We start from the raw sequence: 18,502 nt of genomic DNA, 5'->3' as shown, positions 1-18,502 counted from the left end.
CAGACTTTGTGTAAAAAGATTGAAAGCGGACTCTCAAACGAATCCGCTTTCAATTTTATGCCATTAGCTTATTCTGCCAATAGGATTTCCAATATCTGTACGGCAGCCTTCGCCACAGAGGTACCCGGACCAAAGATCGCGGCCACACCTGCTTTGTAAAGGAAGTCGTAGTCCTGGGCAGGGATTACACCACCGGCTATCACGATGATATCCGGACGTCCCAGCTGTTTCAGTTCTTCGATTACCTGCGGAACCAATGTCTTGTGACCGGCAGCCAACGAAGAGACGCCCATCACATGCACATCGTTCTCCACAGCCTGACGAGCCGCCTCGGCCGGTGTCTGGAACAACGGCCCCATGTCTACGTCGAAGCCACAGTCGGCATAGCCGGTAGCTACTACTTTCGCACCGCGGTCGTGTCCGTCCTGACCCATCTTGGCAACCATAATACGTGGCTGACGACCCTCTTTCTTGGCAAACTTCTCAGCCAGTTCGGTCGCTTTCTGGAAGTCGGCATCTTTACCTGTTTCTGATGAATACACGCCTGATATAGTTCTGATAATTGCTTTATAACGTCCTGCAACTTCTTCGCAGGCATCTGAAATCTCTCCTAAGGAAGCACGCAGACCGGCAGCTTTCACGGCCAGTTCCAACAGGTTTCCTTTGCCTGTGCGAGCACATTCGGTAATAGCCGCCAACGCCTCTTTCACTGCTGCTTCGTCGCGCTTGCCACGCAAGGTGTTCAGGCGCTCGATCTGCTGTTCGCGCACCGCCGTATTGTCGATCTCCAGGATATCAATCGGATCCTCTTTTTCCAGACGATATTTGTTGATACCCACGATGGTCTGTGTCTGTGAGTCGATACGAGCCTGTGTACGAGCTGCCGCTTCTTCGATACGCATCTTTGGAATGCCTGTCTCAATAGCTTTCGCCATACCACCCATGCTTTCGATCTCCTGAATCAATGCCCAGCCTTTGTGAACCAACTCATTGGTCAGCGTTTCCACATAATAGGAACCGGCCCATGGGTCGATCTCTTTACAGATCTGGGTCTCTTCCTGAATATAGATCTGCGTGTTACGCGCGATACGTGCGGAGAAGTCGGTCGGCAAAGCGATGGCTTCGTCGAGTGCGTTGGTGTGCAGTGATTGGGTGTGTCCCAATGCAGCAGCCATGGCTTCGATACAGGTACGTCCCACGTTGTTGAACGGATCCTGCTCGGTCAGCGACCAACCGGAAGTCTGACAGTGCGTACGCAATGCCAGTGATTTCGGGTTCTTCGCTCCAAAGCTCTTCACGATCTTCGCCCACAACATACGAGCAGCACGCATCTTGGCGATTTCCATAAAGTGGTTCATACCAATTGCCCAGAAGAACGACAAGCGCGGAGCGAAGGCATCCACATCGATACCGGCATTGATACCGGCACGCAGGTATTCCATCCCGTCGCAAAGCGTATAAGCCATCTCGATATCAGCTGTAGCACCGGCTTCCTGCATATGGTAACCGGAGATAGAGATCGAGTTGAACTTCGGCATCTTCTGTGAAGTATATTCGAAGATGTCGGCGATGATCTTCATAGAGAATTCGGGTGGGTAGATATAGGTGTTACGCACCATGAATTCTTTCAGGATATCATTCTGGATTGTTCCGGCCATCTCTTCCAGTTTAGCGCCCTGTTCCAGTCCGGCATTGATATAGAATGCCAATACAGGAAGAACGGCACCGTTCATGGTCATCGAAACAGACATCTGGTTCAAAGGTATACCATCGAACAACACTTTCATATCTTCCAGTGAACAGATAGACACCCCTGCTTTACCTACGTCACCTACCACACGTTCGTGGTCGGCATCGTATCCGCGGTGGGTTGCCAGGTCGAACGCTACCGACAGACCTTTCTGTCCAGAAGCCAGGTTACGACGATAGAAGGCATTTGACTCTTCTGCGGTGGAGAAACCGGCATACTGACGGATCGTCCAGGGACGCATCGCGTACATACCGCTATACGGTCCACGCAGGAAAGGAGGCAAACCGGAAGCATAATTCAGATGCTCCATCCCCTCCAGGTCTTCTTTTGTATAAACAGATTTCACCTCGATATGCTCAGGTGTTTTCCAATCTGCCGAGATTCCATTCTCTTTTGCCCATTCCGCAGCATTCGTCGCTGCAAATCCGGCATTCTTAATATCTATATTCTTAAAATTCGGTCTCATAATTTCTTTTTTAGTAGTCATCGGCTTCGCCTGGAAGTTAAAGAAGTTACCATTCGCTTCGCTCATTGGAAGTTAAGAATACTTCTCTGACTTCTCTAACTCCTCTGACTTCTCTAACTTCTTAATTAATACCTAATCTGGAGTTAAACGCCTTCAATGTTTCAAGCACGTTGCTCTTCACATTGATGAATTCAGTAATACCCTGAGCTTTCAGGTCGTCCATACAGGCAGGGGCACCGGCTACAACAAACTCAGCTTTTCCGGCCAGCAGTTTGTAAGCAGCAGGAGCATATTCCGCATATTCGTCATCACTTGAGCAAAGCACGACAATGTCAGCACCGGCTTTCAAGGCTGCATCCACACCAGCCTCAACGGTTTCGAAACCGAGGTTGTCGATCAGTTTGTAACCGGCACAACCAAAGAAGTTACCGGAGAACTGAGAACGAGCCAGGCGCATTGCCAGGTTACCGATTGTCAACATAAATACTTTCGGAGTCTTACCGCTCTTTTCTGTTGCCAGACGAAGGGCTTCGAATTCGGAAGCACCACGTGAAAAGTCGAGCTTCTCGATCGTTGCGTTCGCTCCGCATCCGCAGTTGCAATCGTCTTCGTTTTGGATCTTTCCGGCAGCCACTTCAGTGAAATTAGGATATTGATTAGTTCCCAACAGGATCTCACGACGGGTAGCAACCGCTTTGCGACGGGCTACGGAAGAGGCGTTAACCGCTTTCTGTACCTCACCGGCAGCTACTGCTGCGTAGAATCCACCTTTGTCTTCCACTTCCAAGAAGAGTTTCCATGCCTCGTCGGCAATCGAACCGGTCAATACCTCCAGGTAATAAGAACCGGCAGAAGGGTCAACCACCTTGTCGAAGTGACACTCTTCTTTCAACAGTAACTGCTGATTGCGCGCGATGCGTTCTGAGAAATCATCCGAATCCTGGTATGTTTGGTCGAACGGAGCTACCGTAATAGAATCCACTCCGGCAATAGCAGCCGACATGGCTTCCGTTTGTGTGCGAAGCAGGTTCACATGCGCGTCGTAAACGGTCATGTTCCAGTTCGATGATTGAGCATGAGCCACCATCTTGCAGGCGCAGTCACAGGCCGGCTGGTAGGCTGCCACAATCTCCGCCCACAACCAACGGGCTGCGCGGAACTTCGCGATTTCCATGAAATAGTTGGCAGTCGTTCCGAAGTTGAATTTAATCTTCTTCGCTACTTCGTCTACCGAGAAACCAGCCTCCGTCAGTTTGGCAATGATTTCATTACCCCAGGCCAGGGCGTAACCCAGCTCCTGAGAGATATAAGAACCGGCATCGTTCAACGTGCAAGCATCAACTGCCAATACGCGGAATGCCGGAAGCGCTTTGCCAGCGTTCAGAACAGCCGTTGCTTGTTCTACCCAACCGTCGAAGGCAACACCTTTTACCAACGGTTTTTTGAACGGATTGTAAGACACCGAACCTTCGCATTTTTCCAGATCAACACCTTTCGCTTGCAGGTAGTCTGCCAACAGACCGATCAGTGTAGCCGCTTTGTTGTTGCAAGTTTTGAAGTTAAGTTCTACACATTCCGGACAAATGCCTTCCAACAGTGTAGCGATGTTTTCTGCCGTCACATCTTCGCCACAGAAATGGAATCCCAAAGAGGTAATCCCTTTGTTCAATACATCCAACGCTTTCGCATTGGCCGCTTTGAAATCAGTTACATCAATGTTTTGGCGTACCTTCCAGTCGTTGTCCGTTTTTGTTCCACGAACGTAAGGAAATTCACCGGGAAGCGACGTCGCCGTCTTCAAACCTTCGATGTCTTCCGCACGATAGAAAGGATTTACATTGAATCCTTCGCTTGTTTTCCAAACAAGCTTTTTCTCAAACGGCGCTCCTTTCAGGTCGGCCGTGATCTTCGCCATCCATTCTTCCGTAGAAACAGGAGCGAATTCCGAGAAAAGTTTCTCTTTTAGTTCTGCCATAATATGTTTTGTTTATAATACTGGTATTAGTAATAATTACTATATAGCTTAATAACAGGGTGCAAAGGTAGGATAAATAAATAGGACAGCCAATGGAATACCCCCTAAAATCCACACGGATTTAACGCCTTTTAGGGGATGTGTTCAATAGCTTAAAACGATATCCTGTGTAATATCTCCTATGCCATAATTGGAGAACTCAGGAGGCAAATCTATCGATTTAATAAGTTAGCTCTAAAATGTATTTTCATCAAAAGTGCTAAAATACGGATTGTAAGCAAAAAGGGCTTTTTACTTACAATCTCGTACGTTAAAAAGTGTTACCCGCGGGAGTTTGAAAAAATAGTCCTTGGTTTTTGATGAAAAAGTCCTGCTGAAGTTTTAAATCGTAAGTTGGGGCTATGCCCCTTTTATCTCAATTTTGCTTCGGCCGTTTACCATTTTTTCGACACAGATTTGGGTGGTGATTCGTTCGGTCATTTCGGCGACGTGCGAGATGACACCGATTTTTCGTCCTTGTGTTTGCAAACGCTCTAAGGCGTCCATGGCGACACGTAGGGTTTCGATGTCCAACGATCCAAAGCCTTCGTCGATAAATAACGACTCGATTTTCATTCTGTTCGAAGAGAGTGAGGAGAGACCGAGTGCCAACGCCAGCGACACCAGAAAGGATTCTCCCCCGGATAGTGAGTGGACCGAACGGGTTTCGCCAAGCATATCTAAATCGACTACCTGCAAAGCCAATACGCCGGGAATGCGCTGAATGGCATATCGCTTGGTCAGTTCCTGTAAATGCTTATTGGCATACGACAATAGGATATCCAAGGTGTAGCCTTGTGCCAGGACCTTAAATTTCGATCCGTCAGCCGAGCCAAACACCTCGTTGAGCTTTTTCCAGTTTTCCGACAACAGGCTTTTTTCGTTTAGTTCGTGTTCGATTTCCTTGACGCGCGCTTGGCCTCGTCGATGGTTGACAAACAGGAGATCAATTTCCGCCTTACGCTCTGTTTTCTGTTGCCATAGTTGTTTGTTCTCCGCCAACAGTTGTTGTAAGACTTCTGTTGTCTCCTCCTCCGTTGGTTTATTCTCCTTCGAAGCATGATTCTCCAGGGTTTTCTTTCGCTCGGCAAGGGTTGCCAAAGAGGTTGTTTTCTGTTGATGCAGTCGGTTTAACTGCTCGCGTTCGACGGTTATCCAAGTGTTATTTTTCGATAATAGCTCCGATAAGTGTTCCAAGGAAATCGTTCCCTCTTTCGATGACAACCAGTCGTCGACCGCTGTTTGAGCCAAAGCGCTTTGCTTCGTCAGTTTTTCTATTTCCTGTTTGATTTGGGCGATTGTACCCGACAGCGTGTTATTCGTTGCCGTGATATCGCTCTGCTTCTTTTCCAAAGCGGTCCACGCTGCTGCCAGCTTCTCCCCTTTTTTCGAATAAGCCGCTTCCACCTCATCGGCATCCTTTCCATCGAGCAAGACCGCTCTATTCTTTTGGAGATTATCCAATAGCACCTTCGCATCTTCCCATGTCTTCTCTTTCGCAACACAGCTATCTATGGCCTCTGTCAACTGCTCGCCGGCGAGTTGCAAGCTGGTTTGACCATTCGCTATCTGGGCATTTGCCTCGCTCTTTGCCTTTTCATTTTTATCCCAGACAGCCGCCATCTCTTTCAGCGAGGCTTGCATACCACCTCGCTTGAAGGCCTGCTCCCATTCCGGGAAATTGGCGAGATAACCATCCAACTGTTTTTTAGCACCGCTCGCTTGCGTCGTGTAATTCTCAATAACCGTAGTCAAACGGATATGATCCGCTTTTCGTTCCTCTACCTGAAGCGTCAAGGTCTCCAGCTTCTTCGCCACCGCTTTTTTGGCTTTGTTCAATTCCGCCTCTTCCAGGCTCTCGCCGCTTACTTGGCTTGCGGGGTGATGCGTGCTGCCGCAAACCGGACATGGGATCCCATCCTCCAGTTTCGCGCGCAACGCAGCGATTTCAGAAGGGAGCAGGCTATTCAAGCGCGCGGCCTCATTGGTTAGTTCCAGCAATTGAGCTGTTTCACCGTCGAGAACCGTTTTAGATGATGCCAAAGTTGTTTCGTTCTTTGCCTTTTGCTTGATTACATTCTCCAAATCGCTCAGAAGGTTCACAATCAAATCCACCCGTGGCATTATGGTTTGGTATTGGGCATGTTGCTCAAACCAATTGTTTATCTGTTTGATTTTCGCTGTTGCAGCGTCAAGCGATGCCTGTGTTGCTGCGATACTCTTTTCGAGCTTCGTTTTCTTGTCATCCGCCCCTTTTTTCTCTTTGTCGGCCGCAGAGAGATTAGCTTTCGCGTTTATAAGTTGAATATCCAACACCCGAGCCTCTTTTATCTTCGGCATGACAGCCAGTAGATCTTTCTCATGCGCTTTTTTATCCGCTTCACAAACGGTGATCTTCTCCAACGCCTCTTTCAACAACAACCCGTTTTTGTTCAGCGCCTCTTCGTGGTCTATAAGACTTTTTTGGTTATCCGTCAGCTGACGATTGGCATTTTTTAGTTCACCAAAACAATCCCGAATCTCCTGCACGCTATCCAGCCGAGCCAGGTAATCGTATCGGGGTTTTGCCTCATCGATGGCTTGTTGCGCTGTAGCCAACGTGCGTTCAGCCTGCTCAACACCCTGTTTCAGTGCCAACTCGTCGGCAATCCACTTCAGTTTGTTAGTCCATATTTCTATATTCGCATTCAACGCCAACACATCCTTCGCGATCGTCTCCTTCTCTTCCGACAGCGCCACCTGCTCTTCATCCGACAACAATTCAATATCTTTGATACGCTCTTTGAGGTTATTCAATTCTTGCTCGGCACTTCTCGACTTATCGAAAATAGCGACCGATATACGGGAATAGATTTCAGTGCCTGTCAGCTTTTCAAGCAACTCGGCTTTTTCCTTCTGATTAGCCTTCAGGAAGGTCGCAAAATCACCCTGGGCAAGCAATACGGCACGTGTAAACTGGTCGAAGGTCAATCCGATGAGTTGCTCTATTTTGGCAAGCAGTTCCGTCTTTCGGCCTTGCTCTTCCGTGTTTGTTGTTAGATTGGTCAACGTAAACCCGATACTCTGCAGTGCGCCATCCACTTTATTTCGTGAACGTCGTACGCTCCAACGGCTACGGTATTTCTCCCCGGCAAGCGAAATAAAATCCACCTCCGCATACCCCTCCCCTGTTCCGCGACGCAGGATATTACGGGAATCTCTCTGGTTGATTGTCTGATCTCGCACATCGATTACATTCACATTTTCCCCTGCTCGGTTAGCACGTGGCGTATCATCAAACAGCGCCAGGCAAAGCGCGTCGAGCAAGGTAGACTTTCCCGAACCGGTACTCCCCGTTATGGCAAAAATACCGGCCGACAGCAACGGTTCTGTCGTGAAATCAATATCAAATTCGCCTTCCAACGAGGCGAGGTTCTTTCCTCTTATGGCTAATATCTTCATATTCCTTCCTCCCGTATTAATCCTTGTAACAGCGTTTTCATCTTTTCCGGCATATCCTCGCCACCAAAGCGGCGACGATAAATATCAATAGCCATGTCCATCGGATTGATTGTCTGTAATTGTTCGTAAGAGATGGTAGGCATTTCAGTATCGCGCTTGGGCGTAATGGCTACGATTCGGGCCAATCGCACGGATTTTGTTTTCAATGCCTCTTCTATCTGATGGCGAAGCGAGGGCTCTGGTTCGGTGATCGCTATTTTGATCTCCAGATAGGGTGATGCGGCATCTATCTCACCCTCCGGCAGTTCCGCGATCGCAAGCAACACATCACTCAACGGCATAGGCTCGGCCGGAATGCTCAACAGCTTAACAGGCGCATCAAACTCGATACGTTCAATCTTCGTTGTATCGGTTATCTCAACCAAGGTAACGCCCTGTTTATTATTTTTCTCGGCGAATGACATCGGCAACGGCGCACCAGCATAGCGCAGGTTCTCACGCTTCGATACCCGTTGAGCGCGATGAAGATGTCCCAAAGCCGTATAAACAATATCCGGATGAAACGAATCGGGAGAGACACACTCCAAGCCGCCGATGATGGTTCGTTCAGAGCGATCGGTCTCCGAGATCTCTGAACCCGTCGCCTGCAAATGTCCCATGGCGATAATAGGCGCGCCCCTGTTTTCTACCTTACGATAGATATCTTCATACATATTGCGAACCCCTTGTGTGTAGGTTTCGGCATCGGGATAATCGCCCTGCCGCAGATAGGGCACAGCCAGGCAATAGCCCCCCTTATCCAGCGGAACAATCAGGTGCTCAAAATCGATCTCTCCATCGTCTAATCGCTTGACCACCCCACGCACCGAGATACGCATATCTTCCAACAACGGATTGGGAGCCTCCAAACGGGCGGCGGAGTCATGGTTTCCGGCAATGATGATGATTTGTAATTCAGGATTGGCGGCCGTCACATCGCGCAGGAAATGATAATACATCCTTTGGGATTCTGCCGAGGGGTTTGGGCTATCAAAGATATCGCCTGCAATCAATAATAGGTCTACGCGCAATTCCCCGATCTTGCCTTTCAACCATTCCAAAAAAAGCATATGCTCCGCTTTACGATCGTAATCAAAGAATAGTTGTCCTAAGTGCCAGTCGGCGGTGTGAATAAGTCTCATAATTCTATCACTTTATAGCTAACAATGTAAAAAAACCAAGTCCGGCATGCGAACTTGGTTGGTGCGTTTACGAACCTCAATAAAGATAGGTAAAATCTTCGACATTTACATATCCGGCATCCTCTTTATTATTGAAGTTATAGATACCGATACGGCTTCCGCGGTAATAGCCCCATGTGTGTTGATAATCTTCGCCAAACGGCAGGAAGTGCTTTCCGTCCTGACTATAAGAGAATTGGCATTTCCCATCCAGCCCCCAAGTCGATTTAAGCCATATATGATATCCCTTGATGGTGGGGCCCTTGATTATCTCTTTATCGGTTTGAAATGCTAACACGCGTTTTTTACCCGACTGACTGACACCCAACATGGCGTAAGCTTTAGAGTAATGACATAAACCGGCCTTCTGCCCGTCTACCATACCTTCCAGGTTAATCTTAACAACTACTTCGCTCTTGTTTGTGCGAAAGCAGCGCTGCGTCAGGGTGTTTCCGGCTTTCAGCAATTCATCCGCCACCAAGGGACGATAAGCTTTTAGACGCAGGCTACCGGGATTTTCGGTCAACGACCACATCTCATTACGGGGCTGGTAGTTCCACTCCCATTGAGGAGAAAGCTGGGCTTTACTAAAGTCATCGGATGCCTGTGGTGTTTGAGCCGGATACTGGTTGGAAGGCTTAGTTGCCTGCCAAACCATGGTGCCGATACCATCCTGCCCCAGCCGACCGATGATTGGCCACCCATCGATCCAATGCACCGGCAATAGGCTGGCTATCCGGCCTGCCCAGTCGCCCGTACCATGATGAGTAAAGAAATACCATTTCCCATCAGGTCCTTCCAGCAGACCATCCTGGTTGGGCTCATTGTATTCGCGTTGCACATGGCTCAATTGCTTCTTTTCAAGGTAGGGTCCCGTAATGGAAGAGGCACGTTGCATCATGATATAACGTCCTCCCTGCCCTACTTCACTAAAGAAATGATAATAGGTGCCATTGATTTTATAGAGCTTACTGGCTTCACGACCGGCTCCTTCGTTGATCAATATCTTTGAGTCTTCGATTAGGTTTCGTCCGTCTGCCGTCATCCGGTAGAGGTAGGTTTTGTAGTTATCGGCAAAATGAGTGCCGACAAAATAGGCTTGCCCATCCTCATCAAAGAAAGGGCAACAATCGTCCCATCCGGCTTCGGCTTTGATGCAGTGCAATGGTTCCCACGGGCCTGCCGGATCGGAAGCGGTCGACATGAAATAGCCCTCATCGGGTGTACCGAAATAGACATAAAACTTGCCCTGATGATAGCGAATAGCTCCTGCCCAAATGCCCCGACCATACCGGTTCATACGTGTCCAGTTCATCTCTTCGCTGATCTGATTCAGATCGGACACCACGTGCCCTTTGATTGTCCAGTTCACCAAGTCTTTGGAATGGAGAACCACCATACCGGGCGAATACTGAAAGGTAGAGGAGATCGCATAATAGTCGTCGCCTACCCGAATGCAATCGATATCACTGTAGTCGGATGGAATGACAGGATTACGATAGGTACCGTTGCCCTGATCACCCCACTGGGTCCAGGCTCCCCATGTGTTATCATCTTCATACACCTTTATCTCCCACAGTCCGGGATCGCCTTGGATTATTTTAACTCTCAGATATCTTGCTTCTCCTAAATCACAAGCCACATGTGGCGAACGAGCCACCGCTTCATTTTGCATGGCACAGACCTCCCAGCTTTTGCCATCCAGTGATTTTTCGAGTATCCAGGCATGGCCAAACGCCGGGAAATTGAATGACATCTCGCAGGTAGCCAAGCTTTTCTGTTCTCCGAAATCGAGCATCAGCCAGGGGCGTTTGTCATCGCCTGAAGCCATCCAACGTGTTCCGTTCGAGCCGTCTATTGCATTTTTCGGCTCATAGGTAAACTCACGCGTGGCCATAACGGCTGTAGCTTCGTCCGGTTCCGCACCATCAAAGTTGGTATATACTTTTTTCGAGGAGGTCAGCGGGGCTTTATGACTCGACGCTGTCACCTTAGCTTTCAACGCCAGGTTGATTCGCTTATCGGGCGTATTGTTTAAATACCCAACCCCTTCGAATCCGGGAACAATGGTTTTTATCGTACCGTCCCGATTGAATTCCATCTTATCAACAAAAACCTGCCGCGTGGTGCTGCCTTCGCCAAATTCCAGATAGGTAAACAGGTGGGTGTCGGAATCCTCATCATAAAAGACATTTCCATGACCAGGTCCCCATACGCCATTCTCCAGCGAAGAAGAGATAAAGACATCTTTTCCTGCCGGCGCCTTATAGCCGGTGAGAAGCCCCTCTTTACTTATCATATAGGCATTGCGGTAGTTCTGATCTCCCCCTTGAGTATAGACGTAGTAATAAAGACCGTTTCGTTTGAAGAGGGTTGGTCCTTCGGAGTAAGCGGTTCGTTTGGTAGGAATAGTCACGATATCGCCTTCAATTTGTGTAAAATCAGGGCTCACCTGCGCGGCTTTCCAACGACGCCAGTACATATAGGTTTGTCCATCATCGTCCGTAAAAGGCTCCCCGTCGATATCCGGCAAAAAGGGTTGGCTGGCAGTCTTGCCTTCGGGCACTTCTCCCCAGAAAAGACCATCACCATTTTGGAATCGGAAAGGTCCTTCCGGCGATTCAGAGACCAAAGTATAGACCGGGCAGGTACCATCGGGCGACACAATCGTCGGAAACAGATAATACAGGTCACCCTTTTTCACAGCTCTCCCCGGTGCCCAATAGCGGAAATAGCCATATTTCTGAATCCCCTCTTTATTGGTGTAGAGATAGGGGGTATTCCATTTTATTTCCGGCAGGATAGTGCCTTCGAAGCTCCAGTTCACAAAATCTTTTGATTTCCATACAACAGGAGGTCCCATTTGATCTAATCCTTTGTCGATATCAGTTGTCCCATACAAATAGTAGGTATCCCCGAATTTCGAGATGGAAGGATCGGCCACATTATCCGGAATAATCGGATTGAAATATTGAGCGTTTGCGAGTAATGAAGAAAAAATAATAAAAAAGAAAAATAGACGTGTTCTCATATCATTAGGTACTAAATAAATAATGGCAACAATCATTCGTTTGCACGCAAGGATAAGATCTCCGCATCGGTGTATGAACGCACCCATTCAACCACCACGGGACTGCCACAGGTATCACCAAAATTCAATATCAAAGTTACATTCGTTGGACGTATTGAAAAGGGTGCCCCATTGTTTGATTGGAAATCGGTGATCTTAAATACATAGAGATCTTCACCTATTTTTGTAGCTTTGTCTGAGTCTAGTTCCCAAAACTCAGGAGCTGCCTGTATACTATAAGACAAAGTTAACCATTTTTTATTCGCCGTCGTAGGGATCGCGGGAGCTTTCACGACAATATTCGGATACGTCGACGGATCGTATGAAATACGCTTCTGTAGTTTGATGCCTGAGGAGACAAACGACATCACCCCATTCACTGCCCGATATGCTCCTGTTGAGAAAGTCCATGCCTTTAGTTGGGTTAAATCTTCCTCTATTCGATCTTTCTCTTTACCGGCATTCAGATCCTCTCCTAAATAATAGAGTAAACTACCAAAGCCTGTATTATCGCAGGTAAATCCGGCTCCTTCGGGACGTACGAGGCCTAACACAATTTTCGTATAGGGCATCTCTAATCCTTTCCGCACAACATAATGGTTGTAAGCAATCTCAAAGACGGAACGAAAACGGCCCATACCATCTTTTCCAAAGGTTGAGAGATGAGAATATTTCCCGGTTATATCCTTCCAGGTAACAAAGGGAACCTCGTAGCCCAAGTTCGACTTAGCCATATATTCATACCCTTTCATGATACGGTTGTCCAATGCGCCATACAGGTCATTCCCTTGTGTCCAGGCCACCTCGGCCATATCTGCAAAACAGGCCACACCCAGCATCACATGCTGTTGATCACGGCCCGCCTCCTGTGATTGGCCGCTCTCAGCGATATAATTGGGTAGGCTGCCATTATCCTTCCCGTGATAAAAGAAATCAATCGCCTCGTTATAGAGTGCGCGATCATTCAAAAACACCCCAAAAGAGAGCTTCGCCTTGGCCACGGCAATACCCCAATTCCCATTCGTATAAGGTTTGGTTTGAAAGAACTTATTCAACACCGGCAGAAACACTTTCCGAAACATCGCTTCTACCGCTTCCGTATCCTGTTCGTTCCAGCCTCCCGAACAGTGGGGCGCCTGATAGGTATATCGCATGATCTCTGCCGCGTTTACCAGCATAAAGCCCTGCAATCCGGCACAAAGCGGCGCATCATTCGTCGGGGGTATTTCCCGAAGGGTAGCAGCGTATGCCCTGATGATCTCCATCGATTTATCCGCATGTGCCTTATGCCCCGTTATCTGCCAAAGGAGTGCATTGTAATAGGCTGCATTAAAATCATGCTCACTCGGACCTTTGGTGTAACTATACTTCCCATCGCGGCTTATAATCTCAAAAGGTCCTCCCATGGAGTAATCGCTCCGGGCTTCCGGCAACTTAGTAAGGATTTCATACGAGCCATAAGCCGGTTGCGATTTCTTATCAACTAAAAGCTTTATTCTTTCCAACGATTCTTCGGAATGAAGCAATCCGGGATGAATAAACTGCTGAGCAAAGGCACCAGAAATAATGCCTAAAAGGACAAAGAGAAATAGTATTTTTCTTGATATCATAACAGAAATGGTTTTAATTATATTAGTTCTATATCACTACTAATACGAATGTACGGTGTCATTCACCCAAGTATCACGAGAAGATATTAGGCAAACAAACTGTAAACCATTTCATTGTTTTTGTTTCTGAGGCAATATCAAGTTTAACAAAACCCCGGTTAAGGCAGCCAATCCAATGCCCGACAAGGAGAAATTACCCCAGGTGAAGACAGCTCCGCCAATACCGATGGTGAGCGTCAAAGAAACAATTATGATGTTTCGGGTGTCCGATAGATCGGTGCGGTTATGAATCATATTGGATATGCCGGCACAGGCGATTGTCCCGAAAAGCAATAACATAATGCCTCCCAAAACGGCGTTAGGAATAGATTTCAACAGGGCGCTAATCTTTCCTACGACAGAAAACAGGATGGCTGTTACGGCCGCGATGCGAATCACCAAGGGATCAAACACTTTGGTCAACACCATCGCTCCGGTTACTTCCGAATAGGTGGTGACAGGAGGCCCACCTACAAAAGAGGCAAACAGACAAGCCAGCCCATCGCCCAGGAATGTACGATGAAGTCCCGGATCTTTTACGAAATCTTTGCCCGTCACGGTGTTTACCACATACACATCACCGATGTGTTCAATGACCGGAGCAATAGCCACCGGGATCATAAAAACCACCGCTTCCCAGGAGAACTGAGGGAAAACAAAATGAGGCAAACTAAACCAGGCCGCTTCATGCACGCCGGAGAAGTCGATATCGAAGAAAATAAGTGCAGCAATATACCCGACAATGATACCACAAAACACCGGTATCAGTTTCAACATTCCTTTTGCATAGATGGAAACGACAACAGCGACAAAGAGAGAGATAAGTGCCAGGATCCAATTTTCTTTCGCCATATTCACACCTGTAGATGAGAGGGAGATACCAATCAGAATAATAACCGGGCCAATGACCACCGGTGGGAACAGGCGTTGAATAAATTGAATACCTCGCCACTTCACAAACGCACTCATAAGGAAATAGACGAGTGCCACGCCTATTAATCCAAAAATGGTGCCCGGCAAACCATACAACTCAGTCGCTTTAATCATAGGAGCGATAAAGGCAAAACTACTCCCCAGATAAATCGGAACGACGCCTTTGGTAACCAGATGAAAGATAAGCGTTCCGACACCTGCTACAAACAAAGCACTTGCCGGATCAAGTCCAACTAATAGCGGTACCAAAACAGTTGCCCCAAAAGCAACAAACAAAAATTGCACTCCGATAACCCCTTTACGCAAAGGAGAAAGATTGTTTGTCTCCATTTTATGTATTTTGAGACAAAAATAGTTTTTTCAATTACAATATGGTAGTATTTAGCGAATTCTCTTTTAAGAGGCATCCCTCCTACTTGGCAATTCTCACCTTTTTACCTTTCAGAATGCTGATGGTATAACAGATCAACCCGGCCCAAACAAAGGCAAAGCAAATACCATATTCGATACCAAAGGTTTCACCGTAGACAAATATGCCAAGAAGCAGTTGCAGCGTCGGATTCAGGTATTGAATAAACCCCATGGTGGATAAAGGGATTACCTGGGCAGATTTTCCAAACCAAAAGAGCGGAATCGCCGTGACCAGGCCGCCCAGAATCAGCAACGCGCTTGTGATGCCCGACGAAGGGAAGAAAGGAATAGCCACAGCACTCTCCGCCGTATAGATTAAATAGGTCAAAGCGATCGGAAAAACCATCATGGTCTCTATGGTTAACGCCGGCATCGATTCGAGATTTGCCTTCTTTTTCAACAAACCATACAGACCGAATGAAATGGCAAGCAATAGCGATATCCAAGGGAACTGGCCGTAACTAACGGTAAAATAGACCACCCCGATAAGCGCCAATACAACGGCTATTTTCTGCATCGTTGCCAGCCGCTCTTTCAGGAATACATACCCCAGAAACACATTCACCAACGGGTTGATGTAATAGCCTAAACCGGCTTCAACAATATGACCGCTCGCTACCGCATAGATGTATATGCCCCAGTTAATGCTGATCAGGCATCCGGCCAGCCCTAACCGCAACAGAAGGCGCGGTTGCCTTACATAATTGATAAACGTCTGCCGGTTGGTAAGTAATACCCAGATAAGAAGAAAAACAAATGACCATACAATGCGATGTGCCAGCACGTTGACGGCCGGCACACCCGTTATAGCTTTCCAATAAATAGGGAAAAGTCCCCAGGCGACATAAGCCCCCAGGGCATAAACAATCCCTTGATTATAACTTAATTTCTTATGATTAGACGACATCTTTATTTGTTTGTTGAGCAGACAAAGGTAAGAAGTCTGTCGAATCTATCAATCCCTATTTCGTCCTCCAAGGAATATCATAACATAATAAAGCAGGGTTGCTAATGAACCCAAAGCAGCTACCACATAGGTATAAGCAGCGGAGCGAAGCGCATCAACCGCTTTGTCGTGTGTATTGACATTGGTCAATCCTGCGTTGCTCAACCAGGCCAAAGCGCGTTGGCTGGCATTGATTTCTACCGGCAAGGTAATGAAACTAAACAACGTGGTGGTAGCAAACAAGATTATACCAAAGAGCATTAAACCCGGGAATGTCTTCAACAACAACATACCGGCCAATAACACCCAGGTCATGATATTGGAAGAAAAGCTGATCACCGGCACCAATGCCGAGCGCATCTTCAGCGGTGCATACGCCGTCGCGTGCTGAATAGCATGCCCTGTCTCATGTGCTGCCACAGCTGCGGCCGCCACACTACGGCTGGCGTAGACCGATTCACTCAGGCTAATCGTTTTATTTGTCGGATTATAATTGTCAGTTAGCATGCCACGCGTAGCCACTACCTGCACATCATGAATCCCGTTGTCACGCAACATCTTCTCAGCCACTTCCCTTCCTGTCAATCCCGCCGGCAGAGGGATTTGCGAATACCGTTCAAACTTGCGTTGAAGATTGGTGGATACCAACCAGCTTAGTAACGCGGTTCCAATAAAAATAATCCAATAAATTGACATCTTCTATTATATTTATTTATTCAAAAACTATAAAGCAAAAACTTTGCCAAATACAAAAAATGGCAGACGACCTACCCTCGGGTGTGTGGTCTTCTGCCATTTTATTTCTTTTAGACTATTTTTCTTCGTTTTTATTCTTCTGTGTAGCGAATGATTGTCTGTTCGCGGTCAGGTCCAACAGAAACGATCTTGATCGGAATTTCAAGCTCCTCTTCCAAGAAGGAGAGATAAGCATTGAACTCTTCCGGGAACTCATCCTCATTTGTCATATCTGTCATGTCGGTCTTCCATCCGGGTAGTTCCACGTACACCGGCTTCACATCTTCTTCAATCGAGTATGGGAACTCATCTACCTCTACCCCATTTACAATATAACCGACACAAGCCTTGATTGTTTCAAAGCTATCCAACACGTCGCTCTTCATCATGATCAGTTGGGTCACGCCGTTTACCATGATCGCATACTTCAGCGCCACCAGGTCGATCCATCCGCAACGACGGCGACGTCCTGTCACCGAGCCAAACTCATGGCCTATGTCACACAATTTATCACCTGTCTCATCGAACAATTCCGTTGGGAACGGTCCGCTGCCCACGCGCGTACAATAGGCTTTAAAGATGCCATATACTTCGCCGATACTACGTGGAGCCACACCCAATCCGGTGCAACATCCCGCACAAACCGTATTGGAAGAGGTCACAAACGGATAAGAGCCGAAGTCGATATCCAGCATCGTGCCCTGGGCACCTTCTGCCAACACCGCTTTTCCCTCTTTCAGGCAATTATTTATCACATGTTCGCTGTCGATCAATGTAAACTCTTTCAGGTATTCAATGCCTTCGAACCATTCGTTTTCCAACTCACGGATATCGTATTCGTAATGAAGTGACTTCAGAATCTCCTCATGACGCGCCTTGGCCTTTGCATAGATCGTTTCGAAATCGAGCAGGAGATCCCCTACCCGCACTCCGTTGCGGCTGATCTTATCCGTATAGGTCGGACCAATGCCTTTCCCGGTCGTACCGATCTTACCCTCTCCTTTGGCTGCTTCATAGGCGGCATCCAACACACGATGCGTAGGCAGGATCAGATGGGCTTTTTTGGAGATGAACAGTCGCTTCTTCAGATCATGTCCACTGGCAGCCAGCGCTTCCGCCTCTTGTTTGAACAACAGTGGGTCGAGCACCACACCATTGCCGATCACATTCATTTTTCCTCCCTGGAAAATACCCGAAGGAACCGAGCGTAGGACATATTTCTGTTCATTAAATTCCAGCGTATGACCTGCATTCGGTCCACCCTGGAAACGAGCTATCACATCGTAATTCGGTGTCAACACATCGACAATCTTTCCTTTGCCTTCGTCGCCCCACTGTAATCCTAATAAAACGTCTACTTTCATTGTGTTTCAATATCGTTGTTAATTATTCTTTCGCTTTTCCTGTCGGATACGGAAGGTGCATTTGCTGCAAATACCGTAAATATACAAACTCGCATATTCCGGTGTGAAACGACGCAACTTCAGGTTTTTAATATCTGCCCGTAGTGTTTTGTTCCGTATCTCCCTGACATCGCCACAATGTGTGCATACCAAATGTTGATGCGTTTCGGCATGCACCCGCAATTCGTAATGGACAATCTGCGGACTGATATGGTGGCGTACGACTAATCCGGCCTGGATGAAATGATCTACATTGTTATAAAGCGTAGCTAAACTGACATGGAAATTATTGTTATCAAGCAGTTCATGCAGGCTGACCATGTCGAAATGACCGTCTATCTCACTGATGTGCTTTAATATAGTGTACCTTTCTTCCGTTCTCCGCATCTTCTTATCCACAAGATAGTCGGTGAACTGTTGCTTTAATTCACTATATAATTTTGTTTCCATCAGGTATTATTTCA

Annotated in this window: 11 protein-coding genes; all 11 read right to left on the bottom strand. The window is 47.4% G+C overall.

Annotated features, from left to right (window positions below):
• Positions 1 to 68: 68 nt before the first annotated feature.
• The 11 genes from scpA to M2134_RS03895 all read right to left on the bottom strand — a co-directional run bounded on the left by scpA (position 69) and on the right by M2134_RS03895 (position 18,488).
• Positions 69 to 2,216: a methylmalonyl-CoA mutase gene (gene scpA, locus M2134_RS03945; RefSeq protein WP_280758121.1), complete on the bottom strand. Its 2,148-nt coding sequence runs from the start codon at positions 2,214 to 2,216 to the stop codon at positions 69 to 71.
• Between the two features lie 121 nt (positions 2,217 to 2,337).
• Positions 2,338 to 4,191, bottom strand: coding sequence for a methylmalonyl-CoA mutase small subunit (gene mutA / locus M2134_RS03940; protein ID WP_280758120.1), 1,854 nt, complete (start codon positions 4,189 to 4,191; stop codon positions 2,338 to 2,340).
• A 399-nt stretch (positions 4,192 to 4,590) separates the two neighbouring features.
• Positions 4,591 to 7,671, bottom strand: a complete 3,081-nt coding sequence (locus M2134_RS03935; protein ID WP_280750031.1) for an AAA family ATPase — start codon at positions 7,669 to 7,671, stop codon at positions 4,591 to 4,593.
• On the bottom strand, positions 7,668 to 8,852 hold the full coding sequence (locus M2134_RS03930) for an exonuclease SbcCD subunit D C-terminal domain-containing protein (RefSeq protein ID WP_280750030.1): 1,185 nt from the start codon (positions 8,850 to 8,852) through the stop codon (positions 7,668 to 7,670). Before M2134_RS03930 ends, M2134_RS03935 begins: the two co-directional genes overlap by 4 nt.
• Before the next feature lie 76 nt (positions 8,853 to 8,928).
• A complete protein-coding gene (locus tag M2134_RS03925; protein WP_280750029.1) occupies positions 8,929 to 11,922 on the bottom strand; it encodes a family 43 glycosylhydrolase in 2,994 nt (997 codons plus the stop codon).
• Positions 11,923 to 11,954: 32 nt separating this feature from the next.
• Positions 11,955 to 13,571 (bottom strand): alginate lyase family protein, encoded by a 1,617-nt coding sequence (locus M2134_RS03920; protein ID WP_280750028.1) that lies wholly within the window; start codon positions 13,569 to 13,571, stop codon positions 11,955 to 11,957.
• A 111-nt stretch (positions 13,572 to 13,682) separates the two neighbouring features.
• Positions 13,683 to 14,873 (bottom strand): uracil-xanthine permease family protein, encoded by a 1,191-nt coding sequence (locus M2134_RS03915; protein WP_280750027.1) that lies wholly within the window; start codon positions 14,871 to 14,873, stop codon positions 13,683 to 13,685.
• An 82-nt stretch (positions 14,874 to 14,955) separates the two neighbouring features.
• On the bottom strand, positions 14,956 to 15,861 hold the full coding sequence (rarD, locus tag M2134_RS03910) for an EamA family transporter RarD (RefSeq protein ID WP_280750026.1): 906 nt from the start codon (positions 15,859 to 15,861) through the stop codon (positions 14,956 to 14,958).
• A 48-nt stretch (positions 15,862 to 15,909) separates the two neighbouring features.
• Entirely contained in the window at positions 15,910 to 16,596 is a 687-nt protein-coding gene (locus tag M2134_RS03905; protein WP_280750025.1) for a zinc metallopeptidase, read from the bottom strand.
• A 131-nt stretch (positions 16,597 to 16,727) separates the two neighbouring features.
• Positions 16,728 to 17,999 (bottom strand): adenylosuccinate synthase, encoded by a 1,272-nt coding sequence (locus tag M2134_RS03900; protein WP_280750024.1) that lies wholly within the window; start codon positions 17,997 to 17,999, stop codon positions 16,728 to 16,730.
• A gap of 18 nt (positions 18,000 to 18,017) precedes the next feature.
• Positions 18,018 to 18,488 (bottom strand): transcriptional repressor, encoded by a 471-nt coding sequence (locus M2134_RS03895; RefSeq protein WP_280750023.1) that lies wholly within the window; start codon positions 18,486 to 18,488, stop codon positions 18,018 to 18,020.
• Positions 18,489 to 18,502: the final 14 nt, after the last annotated feature.

Origin of the sequence: Parabacteroides sp. PM6-13, from assembly GCF_029892605.1 — a bacterium.
Lineage (GTDB): Bacteria > Bacteroidota > Bacteroidia > Bacteroidales > Tannerellaceae > QVMG01.
This window is presented reverse-complemented; position numbering and strand designations above follow the sequence as displayed.